This is a genomic window from Salinispira sp. (genome assembly GCF_059431795.1).
This window is the reverse complement of sequence record NZ_JBXWXS010000001.1, coordinates 57,313-76,889: the sequence shown is the minus strand read 5'-3', so window position 1 is coordinate 76,889 and position 19,577 is coordinate 57,313. Positions and strand designations below refer to the sequence as shown.

General features: G+C 50.7%; 23 protein-coding genes. 7 read left to right on the top strand and 16 right to left on the bottom strand.

Annotated features, from left to right (window positions below; translation table 11 throughout):
• Positions 1-431: 431 nt before the first annotated feature.
• Both AC52PS_RS00360 and AC52PS_RS00355 read right to left on the bottom strand, forming a co-directional pair.
• The gene (locus AC52PS_RS00360) at positions 432-2,291 is read right to left on the bottom strand and encodes an alpha/beta hydrolase family protein (RefSeq protein ID WP_495561037.1); all 1,860 of its coding nucleotides are present in this window, start codon (positions 2,289-2,291) and stop codon (positions 432-434) included.
• A 232-nt stretch (positions 2,292-2,523) separates the two neighbouring features.
• Positions 2,524-2,919: a VOC family protein gene (locus tag AC52PS_RS00355; protein WP_495561036.1), complete on the bottom strand. Its 396-nt coding sequence runs from the start codon at positions 2,917-2,919 to the stop codon at positions 2,524-2,526.
• A 121-nt stretch (positions 2,920-3,040) separates the two neighbouring features.
• Here AC52PS_RS00355 and AC52PS_RS00350 point away from each other — a divergent pair, with 121 nt between their 5' ends.
• The 5 genes from AC52PS_RS00350 to pflA all read left to right on the top strand — a co-directional run bounded on the left by AC52PS_RS00350 (position 3,041) and on the right by pflA (position 8,212).
• Positions 3,041-3,613 carry a hypothetical protein gene (locus AC52PS_RS00350; protein ID WP_495561035.1) on the top strand — a complete coding sequence of 191 codons (573 nt, stop codon included), beginning with the start codon at positions 3,041-3,043 and terminating at the stop codon, positions 3,611-3,613.
• Positions 3,614-3,753: 140 nt separating this feature from the next.
• A complete protein-coding gene (locus AC52PS_RS00345; protein WP_495561034.1) occupies positions 3,754-4,464 on the top strand; it encodes a hypothetical protein in 711 nt (236 codons plus the stop codon).
• A gap of 33 nt (positions 4,465-4,497) precedes the next feature.
• The gene (locus AC52PS_RS00340; protein ID WP_495561033.1) at positions 4,498-5,100 is read left to right on the top strand and encodes a LysE family translocator; all 603 of its coding nucleotides are present in this window, start codon (positions 4,498-4,500) and stop codon (positions 5,098-5,100) included.
• Between the two features lie 110 nt (positions 5,101-5,210).
• Positions 5,211-7,436 carry a formate C-acetyltransferase gene (gene pflB, locus AC52PS_RS00335; protein WP_495561032.1) on the top strand — a complete coding sequence of 742 codons (2,226 nt, stop codon included), beginning with the start codon at positions 5,211-5,213 and terminating at the stop codon, positions 7,434-7,436.
• 8 nt (positions 7,437-7,444) lie between these two features.
• The gene (pflA, locus tag AC52PS_RS00330) at positions 7,445-8,212 is read left to right on the top strand and encodes a pyruvate formate-lyase-activating protein (RefSeq protein WP_495561031.1); all 768 of its coding nucleotides are present in this window, start codon (positions 7,445-7,447) and stop codon (positions 8,210-8,212) included.
• Here the strand turns inward: pflA and AC52PS_RS00325 are convergent.
• Genes AC52PS_RS00325 through AC52PS_RS00275 form a run of 11 tightly spaced genes read right to left on the bottom strand, consistent with a single transcriptional unit; the run spans position 8,209 to position 13,962 of the window.
• The gene (locus AC52PS_RS00325) at positions 8,209-8,520 is read right to left on the bottom strand and encodes a response regulator (protein ID WP_495561030.1); all 312 of its coding nucleotides are present in this window, start codon (positions 8,518-8,520) and stop codon (positions 8,209-8,211) included. The two genes, pflA and AC52PS_RS00325, sit on opposite strands and share 4 nt — an antisense overlap.
• A 48-nt stretch (positions 8,521-8,568) precedes the next feature.
• Entirely contained in the window at positions 8,569-8,736 is a 168-nt protein-coding gene (locus AC52PS_RS00320) for an ATP-binding protein (RefSeq protein WP_495561029.1), read from the bottom strand.
• Positions 8,733-10,544, bottom strand: a complete 1,812-nt coding sequence (locus AC52PS_RS00315) for a complex I subunit 5 family protein (RefSeq protein ID WP_495561028.1) — start codon at positions 10,542-10,544, stop codon at positions 8,733-8,735. The genes AC52PS_RS00320 and AC52PS_RS00315 overlap by 4 nt, the downstream gene beginning before the upstream one ends.
• Positions 10,531-10,878 carry a sodium:proton antiporter gene (locus AC52PS_RS00310; protein ID WP_495561027.1) on the bottom strand — a complete coding sequence of 116 codons (348 nt, stop codon included), beginning with the start codon at positions 10,876-10,878 and terminating at the stop codon, positions 10,531-10,533. Before AC52PS_RS00310 ends, AC52PS_RS00315 begins: the two co-directional genes overlap by 14 nt.
• Positions 10,871-11,695: an MnhB domain-containing protein gene (locus tag AC52PS_RS00305; protein WP_495561026.1), complete on the bottom strand. Its 825-nt coding sequence runs from the start codon at positions 11,693-11,695 to the stop codon at positions 10,871-10,873. Before AC52PS_RS00305 ends, AC52PS_RS00310 begins: the two co-directional genes overlap by 8 nt.
• Entirely contained in the window at positions 11,688-11,924 is a 237-nt protein-coding gene (locus tag AC52PS_RS00300; RefSeq protein WP_495561025.1) for a hydrogenase subunit MbhD domain-containing protein, read from the bottom strand. Before AC52PS_RS00300 ends, AC52PS_RS00305 begins: the two co-directional genes overlap by 8 nt.
• The gene (gene mnhG, locus AC52PS_RS00295; protein WP_495561024.1) at positions 11,924-12,358 is read right to left on the bottom strand and encodes a monovalent cation/H(+) antiporter subunit G; all 435 of its coding nucleotides are present in this window, start codon (positions 12,356-12,358) and stop codon (positions 11,924-11,926) included. Before mnhG ends, AC52PS_RS00300 begins: the two co-directional genes overlap by 1 nt.
• Positions 12,358-12,639, bottom strand: coding sequence for an MrpF/PhaF family protein (locus AC52PS_RS00290; RefSeq protein WP_495561023.1), 282 nt, complete (start codon positions 12,637-12,639; stop codon positions 12,358-12,360). The genes mnhG and AC52PS_RS00290 overlap by 1 nt, the downstream gene beginning before the upstream one ends.
• A complete protein-coding gene (locus AC52PS_RS00285; RefSeq protein ID WP_495561022.1) occupies positions 12,636-13,148 on the bottom strand; it encodes a Na+/H+ antiporter subunit E in 513 nt (170 codons plus the stop codon). The genes AC52PS_RS00290 and AC52PS_RS00285 overlap by 4 nt, the downstream gene beginning before the upstream one ends.
• A 3-nt stretch (positions 13,149-13,151) precedes the next feature.
• Positions 13,152-13,592, bottom strand: a complete 441-nt coding sequence (locus AC52PS_RS00280) for a PTS sugar transporter subunit IIA (RefSeq protein WP_495561021.1) — start codon at positions 13,590-13,592, stop codon at positions 13,152-13,154.
• A gap of 22 nt (positions 13,593-13,614) precedes the next feature.
• Positions 13,615-13,962 carry a P-II family nitrogen regulator gene (locus AC52PS_RS00275; protein WP_495561020.1) on the bottom strand — a complete coding sequence of 116 codons (348 nt, stop codon included), beginning with the start codon at positions 13,960-13,962 and terminating at the stop codon, positions 13,615-13,617.
• Between the two features lie 210 nt (positions 13,963-14,172).
• On the opposite strand from AC52PS_RS00275, the gene AC52PS_RS00270 reads away from it, so the two are divergent.
• Together AC52PS_RS00270 and AC52PS_RS00265 are read left to right on the top strand one after the other, a co-directional pair.
• A complete protein-coding gene (locus AC52PS_RS00270; RefSeq protein ID WP_495561019.1) occupies positions 14,173-15,795 on the top strand; it encodes a methyl-accepting chemotaxis protein in 1,623 nt (540 codons plus the stop codon).
• A gap of 337 nt (positions 15,796-16,132) precedes the next feature.
• Positions 16,133-16,921, top strand: coding sequence for a hypothetical protein (locus AC52PS_RS00265; protein ID WP_495561018.1), 789 nt, complete (start codon positions 16,133-16,135; stop codon positions 16,919-16,921).
• A gap of 82 nt (positions 16,922-17,003) precedes the next feature.
• Here the strand turns inward: AC52PS_RS00265 and AC52PS_RS00260 are convergent, their stop codons facing one another.
• From AC52PS_RS00260 to AC52PS_RS00250, 3 genes are all read right to left on the bottom strand, one after another.
• Positions 17,004-17,360 (bottom strand): RNHCP domain-containing protein, encoded by a 357-nt coding sequence (locus AC52PS_RS00260; RefSeq protein ID WP_495561017.1) that lies wholly within the window; start codon positions 17,358-17,360, stop codon positions 17,004-17,006.
• On the bottom strand, positions 17,350-18,450 hold the full coding sequence (gene rsgA / locus AC52PS_RS00255; protein WP_495561016.1) for a ribosome small subunit-dependent GTPase A: 1,101 nt from the start codon (positions 18,448-18,450) through the stop codon (positions 17,350-17,352). Before rsgA ends, AC52PS_RS00260 begins: the two co-directional genes overlap by 11 nt.
• A gap of 351 nt (positions 18,451-18,801) precedes the next feature.
• Positions 18,802-19,515, bottom strand: coding sequence for a phosphoadenylyl-sulfate reductase (locus tag AC52PS_RS00250; protein WP_495561015.1), 714 nt, complete (start codon positions 19,513-19,515; stop codon positions 18,802-18,804).
• Positions 19,516-19,577: the final 62 nt, after the last annotated feature.

The following is a 19,577-nucleotide window of genomic DNA, read 5'->3' as shown; positions in this document are numbered from 1 at the left end:
CCGGACGGCATCCGGAAATGAACCTCACACCCCGGTTCACGAAGCTCCATGTACAGTGCATTATGGTACGGCAATTCCAATAACCCCGGTCCTGTTTCCCTCTTCTGTCGCGCTCCGTCGTGTCTGTGGCGGTTCCCTCCCGGAAAAAAGTGAAAGAGAGCCGCCATCAATATCAGCCTGAATGAAGCAACATAACTCAAGACTTCGGCCATGGAACAGCGTACGTCCTGTGCACCAGCTGCCGCGCCGAGATAGCGGCTGTGACGGTTCAGCGCTGAAAAATATCAATAAAAAAACTCTTCGCCAGCTGTCTCTAACCGTCGTATCTCAATAAAAAAGGCCCTGAAGCCAATGCTCCAGAGCCCCGTGTACCGGTCATGAAACTGCACCGGCACAAATCACTTCTTTACACATACTGCATATGCAGCGGTTTAAATCTGGGTGAGGGTATTACTTGCCATAATCATCGGCACCAAAAGCCCCCAGATAATTCCACCAAGATACGGGTTACCGGTCAACTTATACAGCTTCCGGGAAACAATCGCACCCACAGGAATAATCACTACAATCGGGAACAACCAAATACCGTAGATATTTGAAATCCCCTGGAAAAATACGTCTCCGGTGGACATAAATGTCACATACTGAAGAATAATCATAATCCCGGGAGCCAGTCCTGTGAAACCTGCTGCTACGGCCGTATTGTACCACTCCTTATCTCCCAGCTTGAACTGGTTGAAACTATTGGTGGCCACCGACATGGGAATATAGTACAGCAGGAACAGCGGTGCGTAGCGAAGGGCAATCCCGATCTTATCCGGGCTGAACGTACGAACCGTAAGAACCCAGAACCGGAAATCCGCCTTGAAAAAATAATCCACCACAAACACCACGGCGAACGCCGATGCAAGGACGGTTACCGCCAAAGCAAGGGTCTTCAGTAATGGCATTACCCCCATGGCAATACCCCGCTCCTTGGGGTCATACCCGTTCTTCCGCGAGTACAGATAATAACTCAGTACCAGAAGGACAATCAGTGAAACACCTACCACGGTACTCCACACACCGATAAAATAGGTGGGTGCCTGGGGCAGGAAATCCGGCCGATTGGCGTTGGCCCATGCTCCCACATTCAGGTAAGAAACGGCTGCGATAACCGCTACTACTGCCGAACCGATCCAGAACCACAGCTTCCCGTTGCGGTTCAGAACCATGGTTTTGGGAGCCTGGTCCTTTCGTAATGATGCAAACGCCGGGGTGAACAGAAGCACCTTGGCAAATGCAACAATGAAAATCACCCAGCCCACCAGTCCAATGAAGTTGAACATGGCCTTGAAAATCCAAATCTGGTTCGATTTGGGGATAGGGTTAGGCGCACCGAAAGATTCCTCCCAATACTCAATACCCTGGGCGGCGGACTTCATGGAAAAATGATTCCAGGGATGAATCTCCCATGGGTTATAAATCACCCGAAGGGCATTCTCACCGTCAATCCGCTTCTCATAGAACACAGCGCTCTCCCGGGTCTCAACAGGATCGCTTCCGAAGTTCAAAAACGACTGTGCATATTCGGTGGTGATAAAATCCCTTGGCAGGGTTTGAGTACCGTCGGCCTGTACCGTACGAAAGAAAAACTCATCAAACTGGGCGGCAATAATACCCACATCCCGGGTGCCGTAGCGGTTCGTATAGGGCTCCCGGGCGTCCGGAGCCACAATTCCGGTGTACAGCGGTTCGTTTTCCGATGTGGTGTACATTGCGTCATTGGCAACCAGGAGAACCGAATCGATCAGCGGTTCCTCGGCCATATTATCTTCCCGGATGGATAAGTTTGCTGCCCGCGCACCGTTGGAATGTCCGGTTACTCCGATCTCATCGGAATTCACATAGGGGAAATCCACCATGAGTTTTACCGCGTCGTACATTCCTGTTCCCGCAACATACCACTCAGCAGGGGTAACTGCATCGGAATGACCGTGACCGTACATATCAATGGACATCACCACATATCCCCGACGGGCCCACTCAACATAGTTCAGATCCTGCATCTCCCGGTTGTTGTACCAGCCGTGACTGGTAACAATCCCCGGTGCGGGATTCTCCGCACTTGCATTGGGCGGGATGAACAGCAGGGCGCTTATTAAATCGCCGGAGGGAGTCTCCCAGCGTAGATCCTTGATCTCCACCCGTCCTCCGGATGTCTGAACAATTGAAGCTCCAATTGCGCTAACAAGCACCAGAATTAGAGCAATGCCCAGCCATTTCCAGGCTAGTTTTTTTGCATCAGCCATTGTATCCTCCTCTTGAATAATTAGTCAGATATTTCTGACAAAAGTACTATGGCTGATGAAATTATCAGCCCCCTATCAAAAACTGTCAAATAGTTTCCTAAATAAACAGAGTTTTCCGTGTGAAAGTGGAAAAATGAACATAAACGATCATGGCAGGGCCAAGCATGGGACTTTCTCATACCGGGCCTGCCCGCCGCCCTGTTTTCCAAAAATGCGGAGCAATTTGGGAAAACTATGGATTAAACGACCCGATCTCAATCAGATTGCCTTCCGGATCGGCAATATAGCAGGTGCGCTGTCCCCAGGGCTCGTCTTCCGGCGCCAGAACCGAAACCCCGCCCTCGGCAATTATCCGCTCATACTCCCGGTCAACGTCGGCGAAGCTGGGCACGCTCATGGCGATCTCATAATGACCGTTCAGTCCCTTTATATACTCATATTTACGGCGGCTCATTTTTTCAAAATCCCTGCGACCGTACATGAGAAACAGAGTTCCGTCCTTTTCCAGATACACATTGCTTTTACCCTCCTGCCAGTCGATCTCAAAGCCCAGTACATCCCTGTAAAAATCCACCATCTTTTTCATGTCTTTCACAAATATTCCAAATCCGTCCAGCTTAATGCTCATTGTTTCTCCTTTGTAGTATCTTATCAGCAAACCAAACTCCAAAAAAATTATAATATTCAAAATATAAATTGTATTGAGAAATTTTGAATTTCCGGATAGGATGTATGCCGAGGAGTTGCTGATGCACAAACGATTGCTTATCTCACTGATCTTCCTTCTGATAGCTGCAGGGGTGAGCGCCCAGACTGTGGGAGAGAATTTTGAAACCGGCGGAATGGTGCTGAGTCTTTCCGGATACTATTACAACAATCTGGAAGATGAATATGAAGGTGATAGGGAGTGGGAGTTGAAGATTTCTCCTAATTTTTCGTTCTTCGTTGTTGATTCCCTGGCATTGGAGGCGGGAGCCTTTCTGTATCTGGAAGAGAAATATGATGAGTTTCACTATCTCACAGTGAAACTGGGGACCAGTTACAGTTTCGTGACCCATCCCCGTCGTCAGACAGGTCTTGTTCCTTCCCTCGGGGCTGTTGCGTATATCTACACCGGAGCCTTTGATCAACTAAGCGGATATCAGATTATTCCGTTCCTTAAGCTGATGGCATTTGTACAGCCCCGGGTGGCCCCGTTTATCCAGCTGGAAGCTATCAGGCTGAATTTTGATGATGACCGCAGGTTTCCCGATGATCCCTATTTGAACCTGGAGTTCGGAATTGGTTTTCATTTACCCAACAAAGATCTGTCCATTTTCTAGCAGGCTCCTCCGCAATCGGGCCGTTCCAAAATGCCCGGGGCGGGGGCTTTTCTGAAAAATCCCGTTCTGCTCGGCGCCTTCACGTCGTTTTACTCACTGCTTGATTGTACAAGGGAAATACCCCATTGTAGAAGGTAAGAATGTTTTACCATGAATATTTTACCCCCGCACAGCTGCCGCCGGATCTGTTTGATCTGTTTCTCTCCCTTGGCTGGTATCCCATGGGCCAGGGGATTTTTACCACCTCCCATCTGGATACCGGAGGAGAGGAACCCGAGCGGGTACACTGGGTACGGTATCCGGTGGCGCAGGTGACTGAACGCCGTTCGCACAGGCGGATCCTCAGGCGCAATGCCGCCTTTTCCGTTGAGCTTCTTGATCCCTTTCAACATCGGCGTGAGCTTGATCTCTTATATGCGAATTACTTCAGTTCCATTGACTTCGATGGATATGAAAGCATCCAGGATGCAACCTGCGACTATGGTGAAACAAACATTTACCACGGAAAGGCCTGGGTTGTTCGGGATGGAAATATTCCGGTCTCCTGCGGCATTTTTTATACGGGGATAAATTCGGCTGCATCTATTCTTCACTTTTTTCATCCCGGATACCGTCGCTTCAGTCCTGGAAAATATCTGATTCTGCTCACTCTGGATTATTGCAGGAAACATGGACTTGAGTGGTACTATCCAGGGTATATTATCGAAAATAATCCCCGGATGGACTACAAGCTTTTCCTGGGTGAAGAACATGTGCAATATTTTATTCCCCAGGGAGGACCTGTTGCCGGAAGCTGGGCAGGGGAGGATGGCTTGTTGAATGTTGATTTTTCTCTAAAGCCCACCCTTTGACCTGATCCCTCTGCATCGGCATAATCAGAACGTATGAACTGGACGCTGTACGCCGGATTTCTGGGCTTTGCCATTGCCGCATCGTTCACCCCCGGTCCCAACAATCTCATCGCCCTCTCAAGCGGAGCCAATTTCGGATTCCGGAAAACCCTGCCTCATCTGATGGGGGTCGCTTTGGGCTTCGGGTTGATGCTGTTTCTTGTAGGGCTGGGACTTGGAGCCCTGTTTGAGGCGGTTCCTCTGGTGTACAATGTCCTTCAGGTTGCCTGTCTTGTGTATTTGCTGCTTCTGGCCTGGAAAATGGGCACCAGCGGCGCCATTGGATCGGTGAAGGACCGGGAGAAACCTAATAGTCTGTTCGCCTCAGCCCTGTTTCAATGGGTGAATCCCAAAGCATGGTTCGCCTCCCTCACAATCGTATCCACATTCACCGACCCTCAAAACTACTGGCAAAGTATGAGCATGAACTCCGTCTCGATTATGATCATCGCCGCCGCATCCATATGCAGCTGGACTCTCTTCGGAAGCGTGTTCCAGAGACTTCTTTCCAGCCCCAGGCGACTGAGCGCATTTAACTGGACCATGGCGGCAGCCCTGGTATTTTCCACCGTACCGGCCATATTCCACTTCAGTTAAAACCCATTAATTTACCAGTTGATTTTTCTTCTCGGAACGTGTAGTTTTTTGCTGAGTAAAATACTATTACATACCATATCATCCCAAAACCACATGAAAGGAAGATCCATATGAAACAGTGGCGCAGCTTTAGTGACGGTGCCTGGAAATATAAGATTGATGTCAGGGATTTTATCCAGAAGAATTATACCGCCTACGAGGGCGATGCACAGTTCCTGGCGCCGCCCACCGAGCGTACCCGAACGTTGTGGGAAAAGACCTCCCAGCTTATGAAGCTTGAGCAGAAGAAGGGCATTATCGATGCGGAAACCAGAATCCCTTCTTCGGTAACGGCTTATGGAGCGGGATACGTAGATGAGAACTTGGAGTCCATCGTCGGGCTACAGACCGATGCACCGCTGAAGCGGGCTATCATGCCCAGGGGAGGCTGGAGGGTGGTAAAATCCGCTCTGGAATCCTACGGTTACGAGATGGATGATTCGCTGGCCCAGGTGTTTGGCAAGGAGAGAAAAACCCATAATGACGGGGTGTTCGCCGCCTACAGCCCGGAAATGCGCAGGGCCCGGAAATCGGGAATTCTCACCGGGTTGCCCGATGCCTACGGCAGAGGCCGGATTATCGGAGATTACCGCAGGGTTGCCCTCTACGGTGTTGACCGCCTGATCGAAGAGAAGAAGGTATCCCGTGAAATTTACAATACCACCCAGCTGGATGAGGAAAACATCCGCAGCCGGGAGGAGATGAGCGAACAGGTGGAAAGCCTGAAGGCTTTGAAAAGCATGGCCGAAAGCTACGGATTTGATATTTCCCGGCCCGCAGAGACTGCTCAGGAAGCCATCCAATGGACCTATTTTGCCTATCTTGCGGCCATTAAGGAACAGGACGGTGCCGCCATGTCCCTGGGCCGGGTTGCAACTTTTATCGATATCTACATTAAACGGGATCTGGATGAAGGAACGATCAGCGAAGAACAAGCCCAGGAGTTCATCGACCATTTTGTAATGAAGCTGCGGATGGTACGCTTTCTGCGAACCCCGGCCTATAATGAGCTGTTTTCCGGAGATCCCACCTGGGTGACCGAAGCGCTGGGGGGGATCGGCGTTGACGGCCGGCCGTTGGTAAGTAAAACCAGTTTCCGCATCCTTCACACCCTTGAGAATCTGGGCCCCGCTCCGGAACCCAACCTCACGGTGCTGTGGACTCCCAGGCTGCCCCAGGGCTTCAAGGATTACTGCAGCCGTCTCTCCATTGAGACCTCGGCGATTCAGTACGAAAACGACTGTACCATGCGCACCTTCTTCGGTGACGATTATGCCATTGCATGCTGTGTATCCGCCATGAAGGTGGGCAAGCAGATGCAGTTCTTCGGTGCCCGTGCGAACCTGGCAAAGGCATTGCTGTACGCCATTAACGGAGGACGGGACGAAAAATCCGGCGTACAGGTGGCCCCCGCACTTCGTCCCATTACCGACGAATATCTGGATTACGAGCTGGTGAAGGAACGATTCGATACGGTTTTAGAATGGCTGGCGGGACTCTATATTAAGACCCTGAACGTAATTCATTTCATGCACGATAAGTATAACTATGAGGCCCTGCAGATGGCGCTGCATGACCGGGAAGTGCAGCGAACCATGGCCTGCGGTATCGCCGGGCTATCGGTGGCGGCGGACTCCCTCTCTGCAATTAAACACAGCCGGGTGAAGGTGATCCGCAATGAAGAGGGACTTGCTGTGGATTATGAGGTTGAGGGTGAGTATCCTGCCTTCGGGAACAACGACGACGACGTTGACCGGATTGCCGCCGATCTGGTAGAGACTTTCATGGATAAGCTGCGCAAACAGAAGACCTACCGCAACGCTGAGCCCACCCAGTCCATTCTCACCATCACCAGCAATGTGGTGTACGGCAAAAAGACCGGTTCAACCCCCGATGGACGAAAGGCCGGCATTCCCTTTGGTCCCGGGGCAAATCCCGTTCACGGACGGGACACATCAGGTGCCCTGGCAGCCTTTGCATCGGTTGCCAAGCTGCCTTACGAGCATTCGACTGACGGAATCTCCTACACCTTCTCTATTGTCCCCCAGGCATTGGGCAAGACAGAAGCTGAGCGTGAGAAGAATCTGATCTCCTTGCTGGACGGCTACTTTCTCAACGGGGGACATCATGTGAACATCAATGTTTTGAACCGGGACACGCTGTTGGATGCCATGGAACATCCGGAAAACTATCCTCAACTGACTATCCGGGTTTCAGGCTACGCGGTGAATTTCGTGAAGCTCACCCGTGAGCAGCAGGAAGATGTGATCAGCCGCACCTTCCACTCCATGGTGTAGAGAGTTGCATGTCTGTGCTTAAGGCCGCCAATGAGCCGGTGAGGGGAAGGGTTCACTCCTTCGAGAGCGGTGGAATGGTGGACGGTCCGGGGCTGCGTTTTGTAGTGTTTCTCCAGGGCTGTCCGCTGCGCTGTCTGTTCTGCCATAATCCTGATACCTGGGCCATGAATGCACCGGCCATGGAGATGAGCTCCGCGGAGGTGATTCAGAAAGCCCGGGGATACAAGACCTGGATGGACTCAAGCGGCGGCGGGCTGACCATCAGCGGTGGAGAATCCCTGGCCCAACCGGATTTCACCCGGGATATCCTGCTGCGGGCTCGGGATGCAGGTATTCATACCGCCCTGGATACCTCCGGATACGGTCGTCTCAGCGTTATATCGCCGTGTTTCGATGCCGCAGACCTGGTTCTGCTGGATATAAAAACCGCCAACCCTGAGCTTCATAAAGAACTCTGCGGAGTGAATCTGTCGGTGATCCGGCGAAGCCTGGATTATCTCATTGAAACAAACAGGAAGTTGTGGGTTCGGCATGTGATCGTCCCGGGCCTCACAGATGTTGCTGAGGATCTGGAACTTCTGAAACAGCTCCTGCTTTCCATCCCCAACCTGCAGCGTTTTGAGTTTTTACCCTTCCATAAGATGGGGGAAGCCAAGTGGGCGGAACTGGGAAAAACATATACCCTGAAAGATACCCCCGCCCCGGAACCGGAGTTTATTCGAAGTCTGAATGAGGAATTTGAAGCCGCCGGTATCCCCGTAGAAACAGGGGGCTAAGTACACACTTCATATACCAGCTTCAGAAGTTGATCCGCCGTATAGGGCTTCACCAGTACGCTATCCGCCCCTTTCTGAATGAAACGCCGTACATCCTCCTCATGGGCGTGGGCGGTGACCGCTACCACCGGGAGATGTCGGTAGCGCTGATCCTGCCGTAACCTTTCTATGGCCTCATCGCCGCTCATGCCCGGCAGCCCGATATCCATCAGGATGAGATCGGGAATTTCCCTTTCCACCATTTGCAGGCCCTGCTCCTCAATTTTTCCGGAAGCTGTGGCCGACGGGCCACCTTTCGCCTCGGGCATCAGCAGGGAGAGAGGGAGCCTCAGGGTGAACGTGGATCCTTTCCCCGGTTAGGACTCTGCGTTCAAGCTTCCCCCCAACAGTTCCGCCAGAGACCTGGAAATGCTCAATCCTGCTCCCATGCCCCCGTGGGGTTTGGAAAACGGATTTTCAAGCTGTGTGAACGGCAGGAAGGCATGCTCCAGCTTATCGGCGGGCATACCGCCGAGCCGGTTCATACAAGGTACATCCAGACTGCAAGAGCCAGGGTACCCAAAGTAAAAGAAGCAAGCAGGCCGTGGAACCCTCTTGGGCGTTCCCGAATACGCTTCAACACCCCCTTTCCCACTGCTGTTTGGCTCAGAAGATAAAGAAGGCCGCCGGAGGCCACAATAATGAGCATGTTCCGGATTCCCTCAGGGCTGTAAAGAGTCAGATCGGGGACAATTGACGGAGCGTATCCTGAATCCGCCCCTGCTCCGGATGAAAACATAGTGAGAACGAATCGGTACATGAACGAACCGGCAATCCCGGTAGAAACCACCGCTGCAGTGAGAATTACATGGCTGACGGCTTCTGCGGTACCGGAAGTCTGAGGTCTGCTGTGAGTTGAGGGGAGGGTGTCGCCAGGAACAATAGAAGAAGCTCCAGAAGAAGATCCAGAGGAAGCGCCAGAAGATGCGACAGAAGCCTGGCCGAAAAAGGTTCGTCCCAGTTTTATGAAAGATGCAACCGTTCCGATTCCTGCGGCGAACAGCAGATAATATTCCCAACTGCCTTTCAGGGCATAGGACAGGGCCGTTTTGCTTGCGTAGCCGTTCATGGGGGGAATGGCGGTGATCGCCAGGGCAGCGGCCATGAAGGCGATAAGCGTAACGGGAAACCGTTCGCCCGCACCCCGAAGAATGGCCGCCCCCCCTCTCAGCCGGTACACGTTCCGTTCTCCGGCGGCATCGCTGAGGTTTCCCACGGTGAGAAACAGAAGCCCCTTAAACAGGGCGTGAAACAGTGCGTGAAGAAAGGCCGCGCTCATGAGGGCCGCTCCCTGGGGCGTGTCAGGGCCCGCATTGAGGGCCGCCCCCCAGGCTGCAACAACATACCCGATTTGGCTTACACTGTGGTAGGCTAACAGCCGTTTAACGTCACTCTGCGAAAGGGCGATGATTACCGCTACAAGCGCGGTGAGGGCGCCGGCGTAGCCCATCAGCTGGGCAGCAGCAGCACCGGCGGGAATGAGAAGGATCACCCTGGAGAGGGCGAACAGAGGAGTCTTGATCAGGACACCCGAGAGAACAGCGGAGATGCTGTGGGGTGCCAGGGCATGGGCGTCGGGAAGCCAGCCGTACACCGGCATAATGGCCACCCGGATGGCCACCGCACCCACGATGAGACTCAACGAAACAATGGCTGCAAGCCCTCCCTGATCCGGCATGGCCGCAAGAGATGCTGCAATGCTCTGGTAGCCCAGGCTTCCTGTGAGGCGGTAGAGACCGAAAATCCCGATAAGGAAAAAGACCATTGCAGTGGCGCTCACCATCAGATAGGAAAATGAGGCAAGCATGGCGCCGGGTTTTTCGCTGGAGGCAACCAGCACATAGGAAGCAATTCCCATTACTTCAAGGCACACAAAGAGGTTGAAAATATCGGCGGTCATGGAGGTGGCCGCAAGGGCTGCGGTCTGAATGAGAAATACCGATGTAAAACCTGCGCCCTTGGGGCCCTTTCCCAGACTGTAAATCCATGCGCTTCCTGCAACCGTAAAACCCATGAGATTCACCAGCCAGGCAAGACCGTCAAAGCGGAATTGAATGCCCACCTGAGGGCTCCAGCCCCCGATAATCCCGCTGTATACGTTTCCGTTTAAAATATCCGGTAGAGTGTACACGAGCATAATCCAGGGCAGGGCAAGCCCGATGAATGCACCGGTATATTCAAGTACCCGGCTTTTGGAGCCGGAAAAGAATGCTTTGGAAAGAAGGGCCAATGCGGCACCCAACAGCGGCAGCCCCACCAGGCTGTATACCATATCCGAGTTAATTATCGTCATTGCTGCTCAGCCGTGAATAAATGGTATCGATATTGAACGATCCCGTGGCAGTGTAGAGGCGGTATGCAAGAGCCAGGGCCAGGGCGTTGATGCACACGCCGATTACTATGGCGGTGAGCATGAGCGCTTGGGGCACGGGGTCTACAATTGATTCAATCCCTTCCCCCAAAATCGGTGAATCGCTTCCTATGCCTGCACCCTCCACAATAAACAGTAACACCGCCGCAGTATTGATGATGGTAAGGCCGAATATCTTCTTGATGATATTTCGGTTCCCGATAATCGCCGTGAATCCGGTGAGAAAGATTACAGCCAGTAAAATTCGTTCAATCATGTACCCTCCCCAACATTGCAATGCTCATAAAGCCAATCCCGGCACCCACCTTCAGTCCGATTACCGTATTTAAAAACACAATAAATGCCACATCCGGCAGTCCGGTACCACGAATAAAGTTGGAAAAAAATCCCCCTCCCAAGATGCTCCCGGTGAGCCCAGCCAGTACCAAAATGAAAAACGCCCCGGCCTCCAGACCGGCCAGAATTCCCGGCTCGGTGAGCCTTGTGGATGCTCCTTGGCGCCCGCCTAAAGAAAGAAACACAATCCCTGACGCGATTACCACGCCCCCCTGAAATCCTCCTCCCGGGGAAAGATGGCCGTAGAGCATAACATACACGCCGAAGATCAGTACGATGGGGCCGAGCTTGCCGGTTACCACTTCAATAAGAGCCGTGCGAAGGCGTTTGGGATGAATGTTCTCTCCATGGGTGGTGTGCGAAGGAACAGGTTTCTCAAAATCGAAACCTTTGGCGAGAACCGACCCGCTATGGGCGATAATCCCAATGGTACCGCTCACTGCGACAAGGAGTACGATGGTTTCACCAAGCGTGTCAAATACCCGGTAGCCTAAATAAATGGAGCTCACGGTATTCAGCGCTCCGGTTTCCCCCAGTGCCTGAGTCTGCAGATAATCTCTGGCCATCTCGGGCCATGGATGGTCGCTGAGAATTAAGGGAAGGAGAAGCAGACCCGCAGCGAGTACCGATAATACGATCTGAAAATAAAATCCCACTCCCGCTGTGCCCGCTGAACGACGGCTGCGGCCTGCTGTTCTGGATCCGTCATTCATCATTCTGTCTTTGGATCTAGTCATCCTCATCACCCCGCTGAGTGGCCTTTATGGCCCAGACAAAAATTACGGTGGATACCCCGGCGCCTACCGCAGCCTCGGTAATGGCAACATCCGGCGCCTGCAGCAGGTAAAATAGCAGGGCAGATACCAGGCTGATTCCCGAAAGGGCAATTACCCCGTAGAGCAGATCCCGGGACACGAGGGTATAGATCGAAAGCACGGCAATAACAGACAAAAACAGAATAATCATTAAGTCTCCCCAGCGCCGGATTGACCGGGATCTTTTCTCCGCTTGCGTTTGAGCCGCTTTTGCATAATGTTGCGAAGCCGCTTTTTCCGTCCGGGTCTGATTTTACGTTCCGGACCGCTCCGCTTCTGATCCCTGGGTTTCCATGCCGGGAGATCGGAATTCCATGCGAAGCGGGCTACAATGTGGGCTCCGGTGGGGGAAGAGAGCAGGAAGAAAATAATGATAATTACAATTCGGCCCGCAATCGCCCAGTTAGGAGCCAGGATCAGCGCACCGATGAATACCGAAACCACAGCAGTAGTTCCTGCCAGGGATCCTGCCTGGAGACGGGTATAAGCGTCAGGAAAGCGGAACAGTCCGATGATTCCCCCCAGGGTGAATATTCCCGCCAGAGTAAATGTTATAAATGCTAAAATTTCCCGTACCAATTCCATTATGCAGAACCATCCTCATCCGTTATCTTGTCTTTGAGAAAACGAGCAATGGCCAAAAAGCCCAGGAATCCGAAAATATCGTAGACAAGGGCCACATCGAGGTACAGGGCTCGGCCCAGGGCAACCCCCCGGGTAACCAGAAACGCAAGGGCCAGGCCTGAGAGAATATTCAATGCAACCAGACGGTCCGCCCCGGTGGGGCCGATAATCAGGCGGATGAAAACCACAGCGGATGCTCCCGCAAGAACCCATTGCATCAGTTCAAGCATCAGTTCTCTCATTGCCACACCTTCCTCAGAAGGTTTTCCAGGCGTCCTTTTACCTGTTCCCCCGCTGCCCGGGAATTGGATGTATTGCAGAAAATCCAGTGTACAATCAGATGATCATCGTTTAAATCTATGGTGATGGTTCCCGGCGTAAACGTGATGGAATTGGATAGAACCATTCTGCCCAGATCCGACTTTATCCGGGTGCGGAAGTGTACAATTCTTGGATTAATACCTCCGGTGAACACCGCAGCAAGGAGTTTGAAACTGGAGGCATAGAGGGCATACAACAGCAGAAGCAGATAGAGAATCAGCATAAGTGGTCTGGGCATAAATGAATTCAGCGAGGCTTCGTGGGATGCAATGAATTCATCGTAGGTGAGGGCGGCGACAAAAACCGAACCGAGGGCTCCTGCGAAAAGAGAAAAGGGTTCCAGGCTTGCGGTGAATATCAGCCAAACAAGATACAAAACTGCGCTGCTTATTAGAAAACGGGTGAGCCGCCACCTCTGATCCGTACGCATTGGCTATGAGTCCGTTTGGCAGAGCACGGAGTAAAATGACCGGGAGTCTGACGCCTCCAGAAATCGGTTTCGGTACGCAGGATCATGGAGGAGTCGGGCTATCTTGGACAAAACCTTCAGATGTATCCCTGTATCTTTCTTGGGGCCGGCCATGAGAAACACCAGCTGAACCTGATCCCCGTCCTGGGAATCAAAATCTATGGGTTCATGCAGACGTGCAGCCGCCACCCGGGTAGTGCTGATGGATGCTGAATGAGCATGGGGAATGGCACAGCCCGACCCGACGGCGGTAGAGGAAAGGCTTTCTCTCTCCATAATATCTGAGAATAGTCCTTCAGTATCCTGTACATCGCCGCTTGCCTCCAGGGCATGAATCAATCTTCTGATGCAGTCCTTTTTGTTTGAGACAGCCTCGTCCACAAGAATCCATTCAGGGGAAATCATTTTACACAGTGCACCCATATGCCTAAACCTCTTCATCCTCGGGAACCAGCCCGGTGGCCCAGTCAACAGGAATGGTAAACATAATACCCGTTCCGGGATTCTCAAGGCCGCCAACCACCTTGTCCACCAGGGATTTTACCCGGCTGATAATATCATCATTTTTAATAACTGAAATGATCGTCTTATTGTAGGGTTTATTGCCCTTCATGAATTCCTTAAATCCAGCAAACAGCGGGACCTCGTAGGCAAGAAAACGTCCCATTCCTTCGGAATCCAGGAGAGTAGCGCCGGCAACACCTGCCTCCACATAGGCTTCCAGTACGTCTTCAAGAAACTCTTCTTTATTCAGAACAAAAACCAGCAATTTCATGGAACTCTCCGTAGGAATGGTAGGTTGATGGTATCCACAATGTCAAGAAATTTATAGGGGGGTACTATGTGTGAAGATTTTTAACTGGTTACCAACAGCTGCGGATTAAATGATGCAGTGACCTCTATCTTGATGTATGTCAGCGAATTATGGTAAGCTTGGACGATCAAAATTCTATAAAAACATTTATTTAAAATTAGGAAATTGCATATGTTTATCAAATCAATTGGAAATAGAATTGAGAAAATCTATTCCAGCCAATCTCTTATAATGGTATATCGGGCTCAGGCACTATTCTGGATTGAATTATTCACCGGCACTCTTTTTGTTTTCGGGTTCGTTTTGAATATTCTGGAAGGGGATCTTGTACCAGCATTTCTCGAACTTGCCTTTGCAGTGATTCTTTTCGGAGGTTTGCCGTTTCTTCTCAGAGGTAAAGCCAACCAAGTAGCCGATGCGATTATTTATTTAGCGGTGGTGATGGGTTATGCTGTGGGGGTCCTTGGTGTTGATCCGTCAATCAGAGCTGTAAATGAGTCATTGACCTATTTTCTGCCCACTCTTGCCGCTTTGGCCCTGCTTTCAAATTCAGCTCGCCAAGCTGTTGTTATATCGGTTACAATTATTGCAGGATTACTGATATCAGCCTTTACCAAGGTGATTCCGTATGCTCAACAGAACGGAATACCATCAACTGACTATAGTTTCAAAATCATCGCTCCGGTAATACTGACAGTGCTTGCTCTGGCCTTTACTGTGATGGTGGTGTATTCCTCCAGGAAAACGCTGAAACGTCTCATGGAAGTAAACACTGAATCGGAAAACAGATTTGGGTTGCTCGCAAATACAGTGGGATCGGTGAAGGATGGGGTGAATATTTCAGAAAAACTCGGTAATTCCGCTCAAAGCTCACTGGAGTCCATTCGAGGAATAAATTCTGAAATCAACAGCATACAGGCATCTATTTCAAGACTTCAGGAAGAGACTGAACAGACTTCCCATGCCTACGTCAACATTCAGAAAGCGGAAAAATCAGTTGCCGGTGAGATGCATGCTCAATCATCAGCGGTTGAGCAGACATCATCTGTAATAGCCGAAATAACCGCATCTATCAAACAGCTCTCGCATTCGGCCAACGATAAAAAAACCCAACTTGAAGAATTGATATCCTCAGAAAAGGCAATGGCCGCAAGGATGGGAACCACAGCTAACGCATTCCAGAGCTCCCGGGACGCTTCTGCACAAATGCTGGAAGTTATTCATGTAATCCGTGATATTTCTGAACGAACAAACCTTTTGGCAATGAATGCTTCCATAGAGGCCGCTCACGCAGGCGACAGGGGCAGAGGGTTTGCGGTGGTCGCACATGAAATACGGAAGCTTAGTGGAGAGATCAGTGATAACCTCACGCATATACAGAGCCGTGTCACTGATAATATGGCGGAAGTTGATCAGGCTGTGAGCGCATTTGGTGAAATGGAAGGTCAATTCACAAAAATATCCGGTAAAATCCAGGATGTTCACGATTCACTTGGAGAGATGATTTCAGGACTTAGAGAATTGGCTACGGGAAGCGACGAAATACAGAATACAACCAATAACCTGGCAGAGGTGAACTCTTTGGTCCAGGAATCTTTGGTAAATGTAAGTACTCAGATATCTTCAGGCAGCAAAAGTGTTGAGAGTATAAGTGATACAGTTCGGCGAATCTCCGTTTCAGTGGATCAGATCGGAAATACAGCCGGAAGTATTGAGAAAGAAAGTGAATCAATAGTGCAGATCGGTGAAGAGAATACCCGGCACATACGAGTCCTCGAAGAATCCCTTGGCTGAAAATATTCAGGATATTTCAATGCCGTCTATATTTCCGGGCGGCATATCTTAACAGAGTCCTTCCTTCCTGAGAAACCTCAGTATTCTATGACGTTATAGCCAATATCTATAAACCGGTCGAATCTATAATCTCGTTGTTTTATACATGATAACTTTCTATTATCTGTAATCTTAAAAAATGATTGAGATATGAAATAATCACAAAAAAATTCACATAAAAAGCTGATTACATAAAATAATAGGAAAGTACTGGATTTAATGTGAAATATATTATATTATACTCCTATAGTCCGGGTGTTAATCCGGATTGAATCTTTAAGGAGACGAGGTACCGACTATGAAGAAAATCATATCAGTACTCATGATTGCTCTGATTGCAATCGTATTGATTGGCTGTTCAAGCGCTGAAGCGCCAACCGGTTTTGCACCGAATCAGGTTGTCGAAGCATATGCATATACTCACGGCGGATACGTGGGACAGGCTGTGGTTACAACCGATGCGGATGGCCGCCTGGATGTAACCCTGGATGAAGCTTTTCTCCCCCATTCATTGGCCGTTGTAACTGTGGGCGAAGACGGCTGGACCGAAGACAACACCGTCTTTTACATTCAGCGGGGTTCTGAAGTTCGTGTTGCCAAATGGGTTGAATACGATGGCACCGTATATACCGGATCCACTGTAGGTACGGCACTTGTGTATGTAGCCGCCGATGAAAACGGTGAAGCTGCGGGAAATACCGTACTGGAAAAAGCTATCCTGCGCAATCATTCCACCATGGAAGCATACTACGACATCATCGCAGCCGGCGGTTTCAAGATATTCAAAGAATTCGGCGGACAGGCTGAAGCCGTTGAGACCACTAATTACGGCGGTTTGTTTAAGCGGGGTTCAGAGTACTGGAACTTTGGTCTCGGCTGGATGGGCAACATCGAAGCGATTGAAGAGTTTGCAGAAACCACCGGCGTAGGCTTCTCTCCCGCTGAAATTGTTCGTGCCAGCGAAGAGGACAGCGACGGTATGCGTAAATGGTCTGTTGCCGATGCTGTAACCGGAGCAACTGCCTCCGACTTCTATGACTACTTCGGTCTGATACAGAAGGCTGTAGGTCAGCTGAAAATGCAGTAAACATCTTCTATTTTAGAAGATACATGTGAATACATGCGGGATGTCCGGGCTATAATCCGGACATCCCGTTTTTTTGGTTCAACTATGCAAGACCCACCGCCATGGCGGGCCGCTTTGCAAGTTCGCCGATGATTAATTCACTATCGTCGGGGAGAATTCGGTTGGATTTCACAGTTCCGCATTTTTCGCAACGATGGAGAATTGAAAGTTCTCCATTGTCTTTTACCCAGAGGGCAATAGGATGCATAATTCCTTTGCAGCGGCTGCGCCGGTCTCCCGGCAGCAGATCCACGTGGAGGCTGTGAAGGCAGGCAGGACAATGATTGCGGTGCCGCGAACCGGAAGTCGGAAGAGCCACAGGCATACCGCAGTGTGCGCACTGGAAGGGCCCGAAGCCGTTGCTCACCGATTCAAATTTTTGTTCATATTTACGACCCATTTTCAGCATCCCTCCCTTTTCCGGCCCGTTTCCGTTGCTTCTTCACATACTGGGCCACTTCCTTTTCCCATTCACGTTTTTTACGCAGAGCATCCTGCCGGTTATGTATGAAGTGCAGTTCCTTCCTTTGTTTGAGATAGGCTTGGTATCTGTCTGGGAGAATTCTTTGCTCTCTGACCGCCTCCAGGACTGCACAACCCGGTTCGTGCTCATGACTGCAGTCGCTGAACCGGCAATATGCCGCAAGTTCAAAAATGTCGTTGAAGCTGGTGTCCATGGCGGCGGAATCTGCACTCAATCCCACTTCCCGCAACCCTGGAGTATCGATTATGGCACCGGAATCAGCCAGAGGAAAAAGCTGACGACTGGTTGTGGTGTGTCTTCCCCGATGGTCATTGGAACGGAGGGCTGAGGTTTTCTGAACATTCTCTCCCAGAAGTGTATTGAGCAGGGTTGATTTTCCGGATCCGGATGAACCCACGAAAACCGCAGTGCGTCCACCGTGAAGACGGCTTTTCAGCTCTTCTACGCCGGTGCCATATTTTGCAGAGATACAGTAGATTTGAGCTCCCGGGTTGTACAGTTCCGCTTCCCGGACAAATTCATCGCTATGTTCCACTAAATCGGCCTTGTTGAGAACCAAGACCGGAGTGGCGCCCGAATCCCAGGCCAGGGTCATATAGCGCTCTATGCGCCGGAGATTAAAATCCCCATCCAGGCCGGAGATAATGAACACCAGATCTATGTTGGATGCGATTACTTGAACCGAGCTGCGTTTGCCCGGCGCGCTGCGCTGAAATCTGCTTTTTCGTTCCAAAACGTGATGAATTACTCCGTCGGACTGACCGTGGGGGAGTTGGATGGAAACCCAATCACCCACTGCAGGCCAACTCTGTTCAAGCCTGAGTTTGCCCGCCGGAGTGCATAGATGTTCTCCCAATTCGCTTTGAACGGTGAACAGATCATGATGTTTCCCGATAACCCGTGCAGGCATGAGATATAGGTTTCCTGCGGATGTTTCATTAATATGGTGAAATTTTTGATTCCAAACGGAGTTCCAACCGATGGATTCAAGATGCATTGTGTTCATTGGTAATGTCTTCCTCTAAAGGACAAGCCGCGACCGGACTGCTACCGGTACTGATCAGAAGGCAGAGGAAAACTTACAAGAAAGGAAGGGGGGCTGTTCCCAGATTCAGAGAACGGGCGGGTTTAACCCGGATTTACACCCTGTAAAGCTTACTTTGTGAAGTTATTCCGCTGCAGCCAGTAATTCGAAACGAAACCGGGGCTTTACGACAATGGGTAACATGTACACTCCTTGGTTAAATATCTTATAGGAATATATATGGAGATATGGTTTGATGTCAAGAAACTGCAGGTGTTCCATGACCGCCGGTAGCGGAGCGGTTTCCACATTCTTTGGGGCATTCACTACGAATTACAGTCTGCTTGAATCCAAAGCCTGTATTTGGTCCGGACGCAGGTCCAGATGCAAGCCGCATTCCTGCTTAACACCATGAAATCTGGTATCTCTGGGATGATGATCGTCCTCTCTCATGGCTCTGGATGAATGTGCGTCTCCCACGCTTTCATACCCTTCCTGGTGGAGGGGATGGGCCGGAAGGGAGTGGGCATCCAGATACGCAAGCAGATCTGAGCGTGTCCAGTGCAAAATTGGATGAATCTTAACTATGTCGTTTTGCCGATCCAGGGTCTTCAGATGGTTCCGGGCATCCGTCTGATCTTTTCGCACTCCGGCGATCCAAGCTTCGGCTCCCAACTCTTTAATTGCCCGGCCCATTGGCTGCACCTTTCTGATGTAGTCATAACTGTTCAGATCCTCAGGGTCACGGGATTCATATAATTTTCCATAGAGTGTCTCCATACGGGCGGGGCTTATATGGGATTGGTATACGTGAAGGTTTAGAGACAAACGTTTTCTCAGGTCCTCGGCAAAGAGATATGTTTCCCGGGGAAGATACCCTGTATCGATCCATACGACAGGAATATCTGGTACCACCGATGTGGCATGATGCAGCATTACCGCAGAGTATATTCCAAAACTTGTGGTCATGATGAGTGTATCCGAATATGTTTCATGAGCCCACCGGATCAGTTCATGGGGCTCTGGGGGGGTGCCATATTGACTCATAAAATCCTCCCTTGTCTCCAGCGGATGATTCCATGTTCCGTGGAGTCTGGATATTCTTTGTA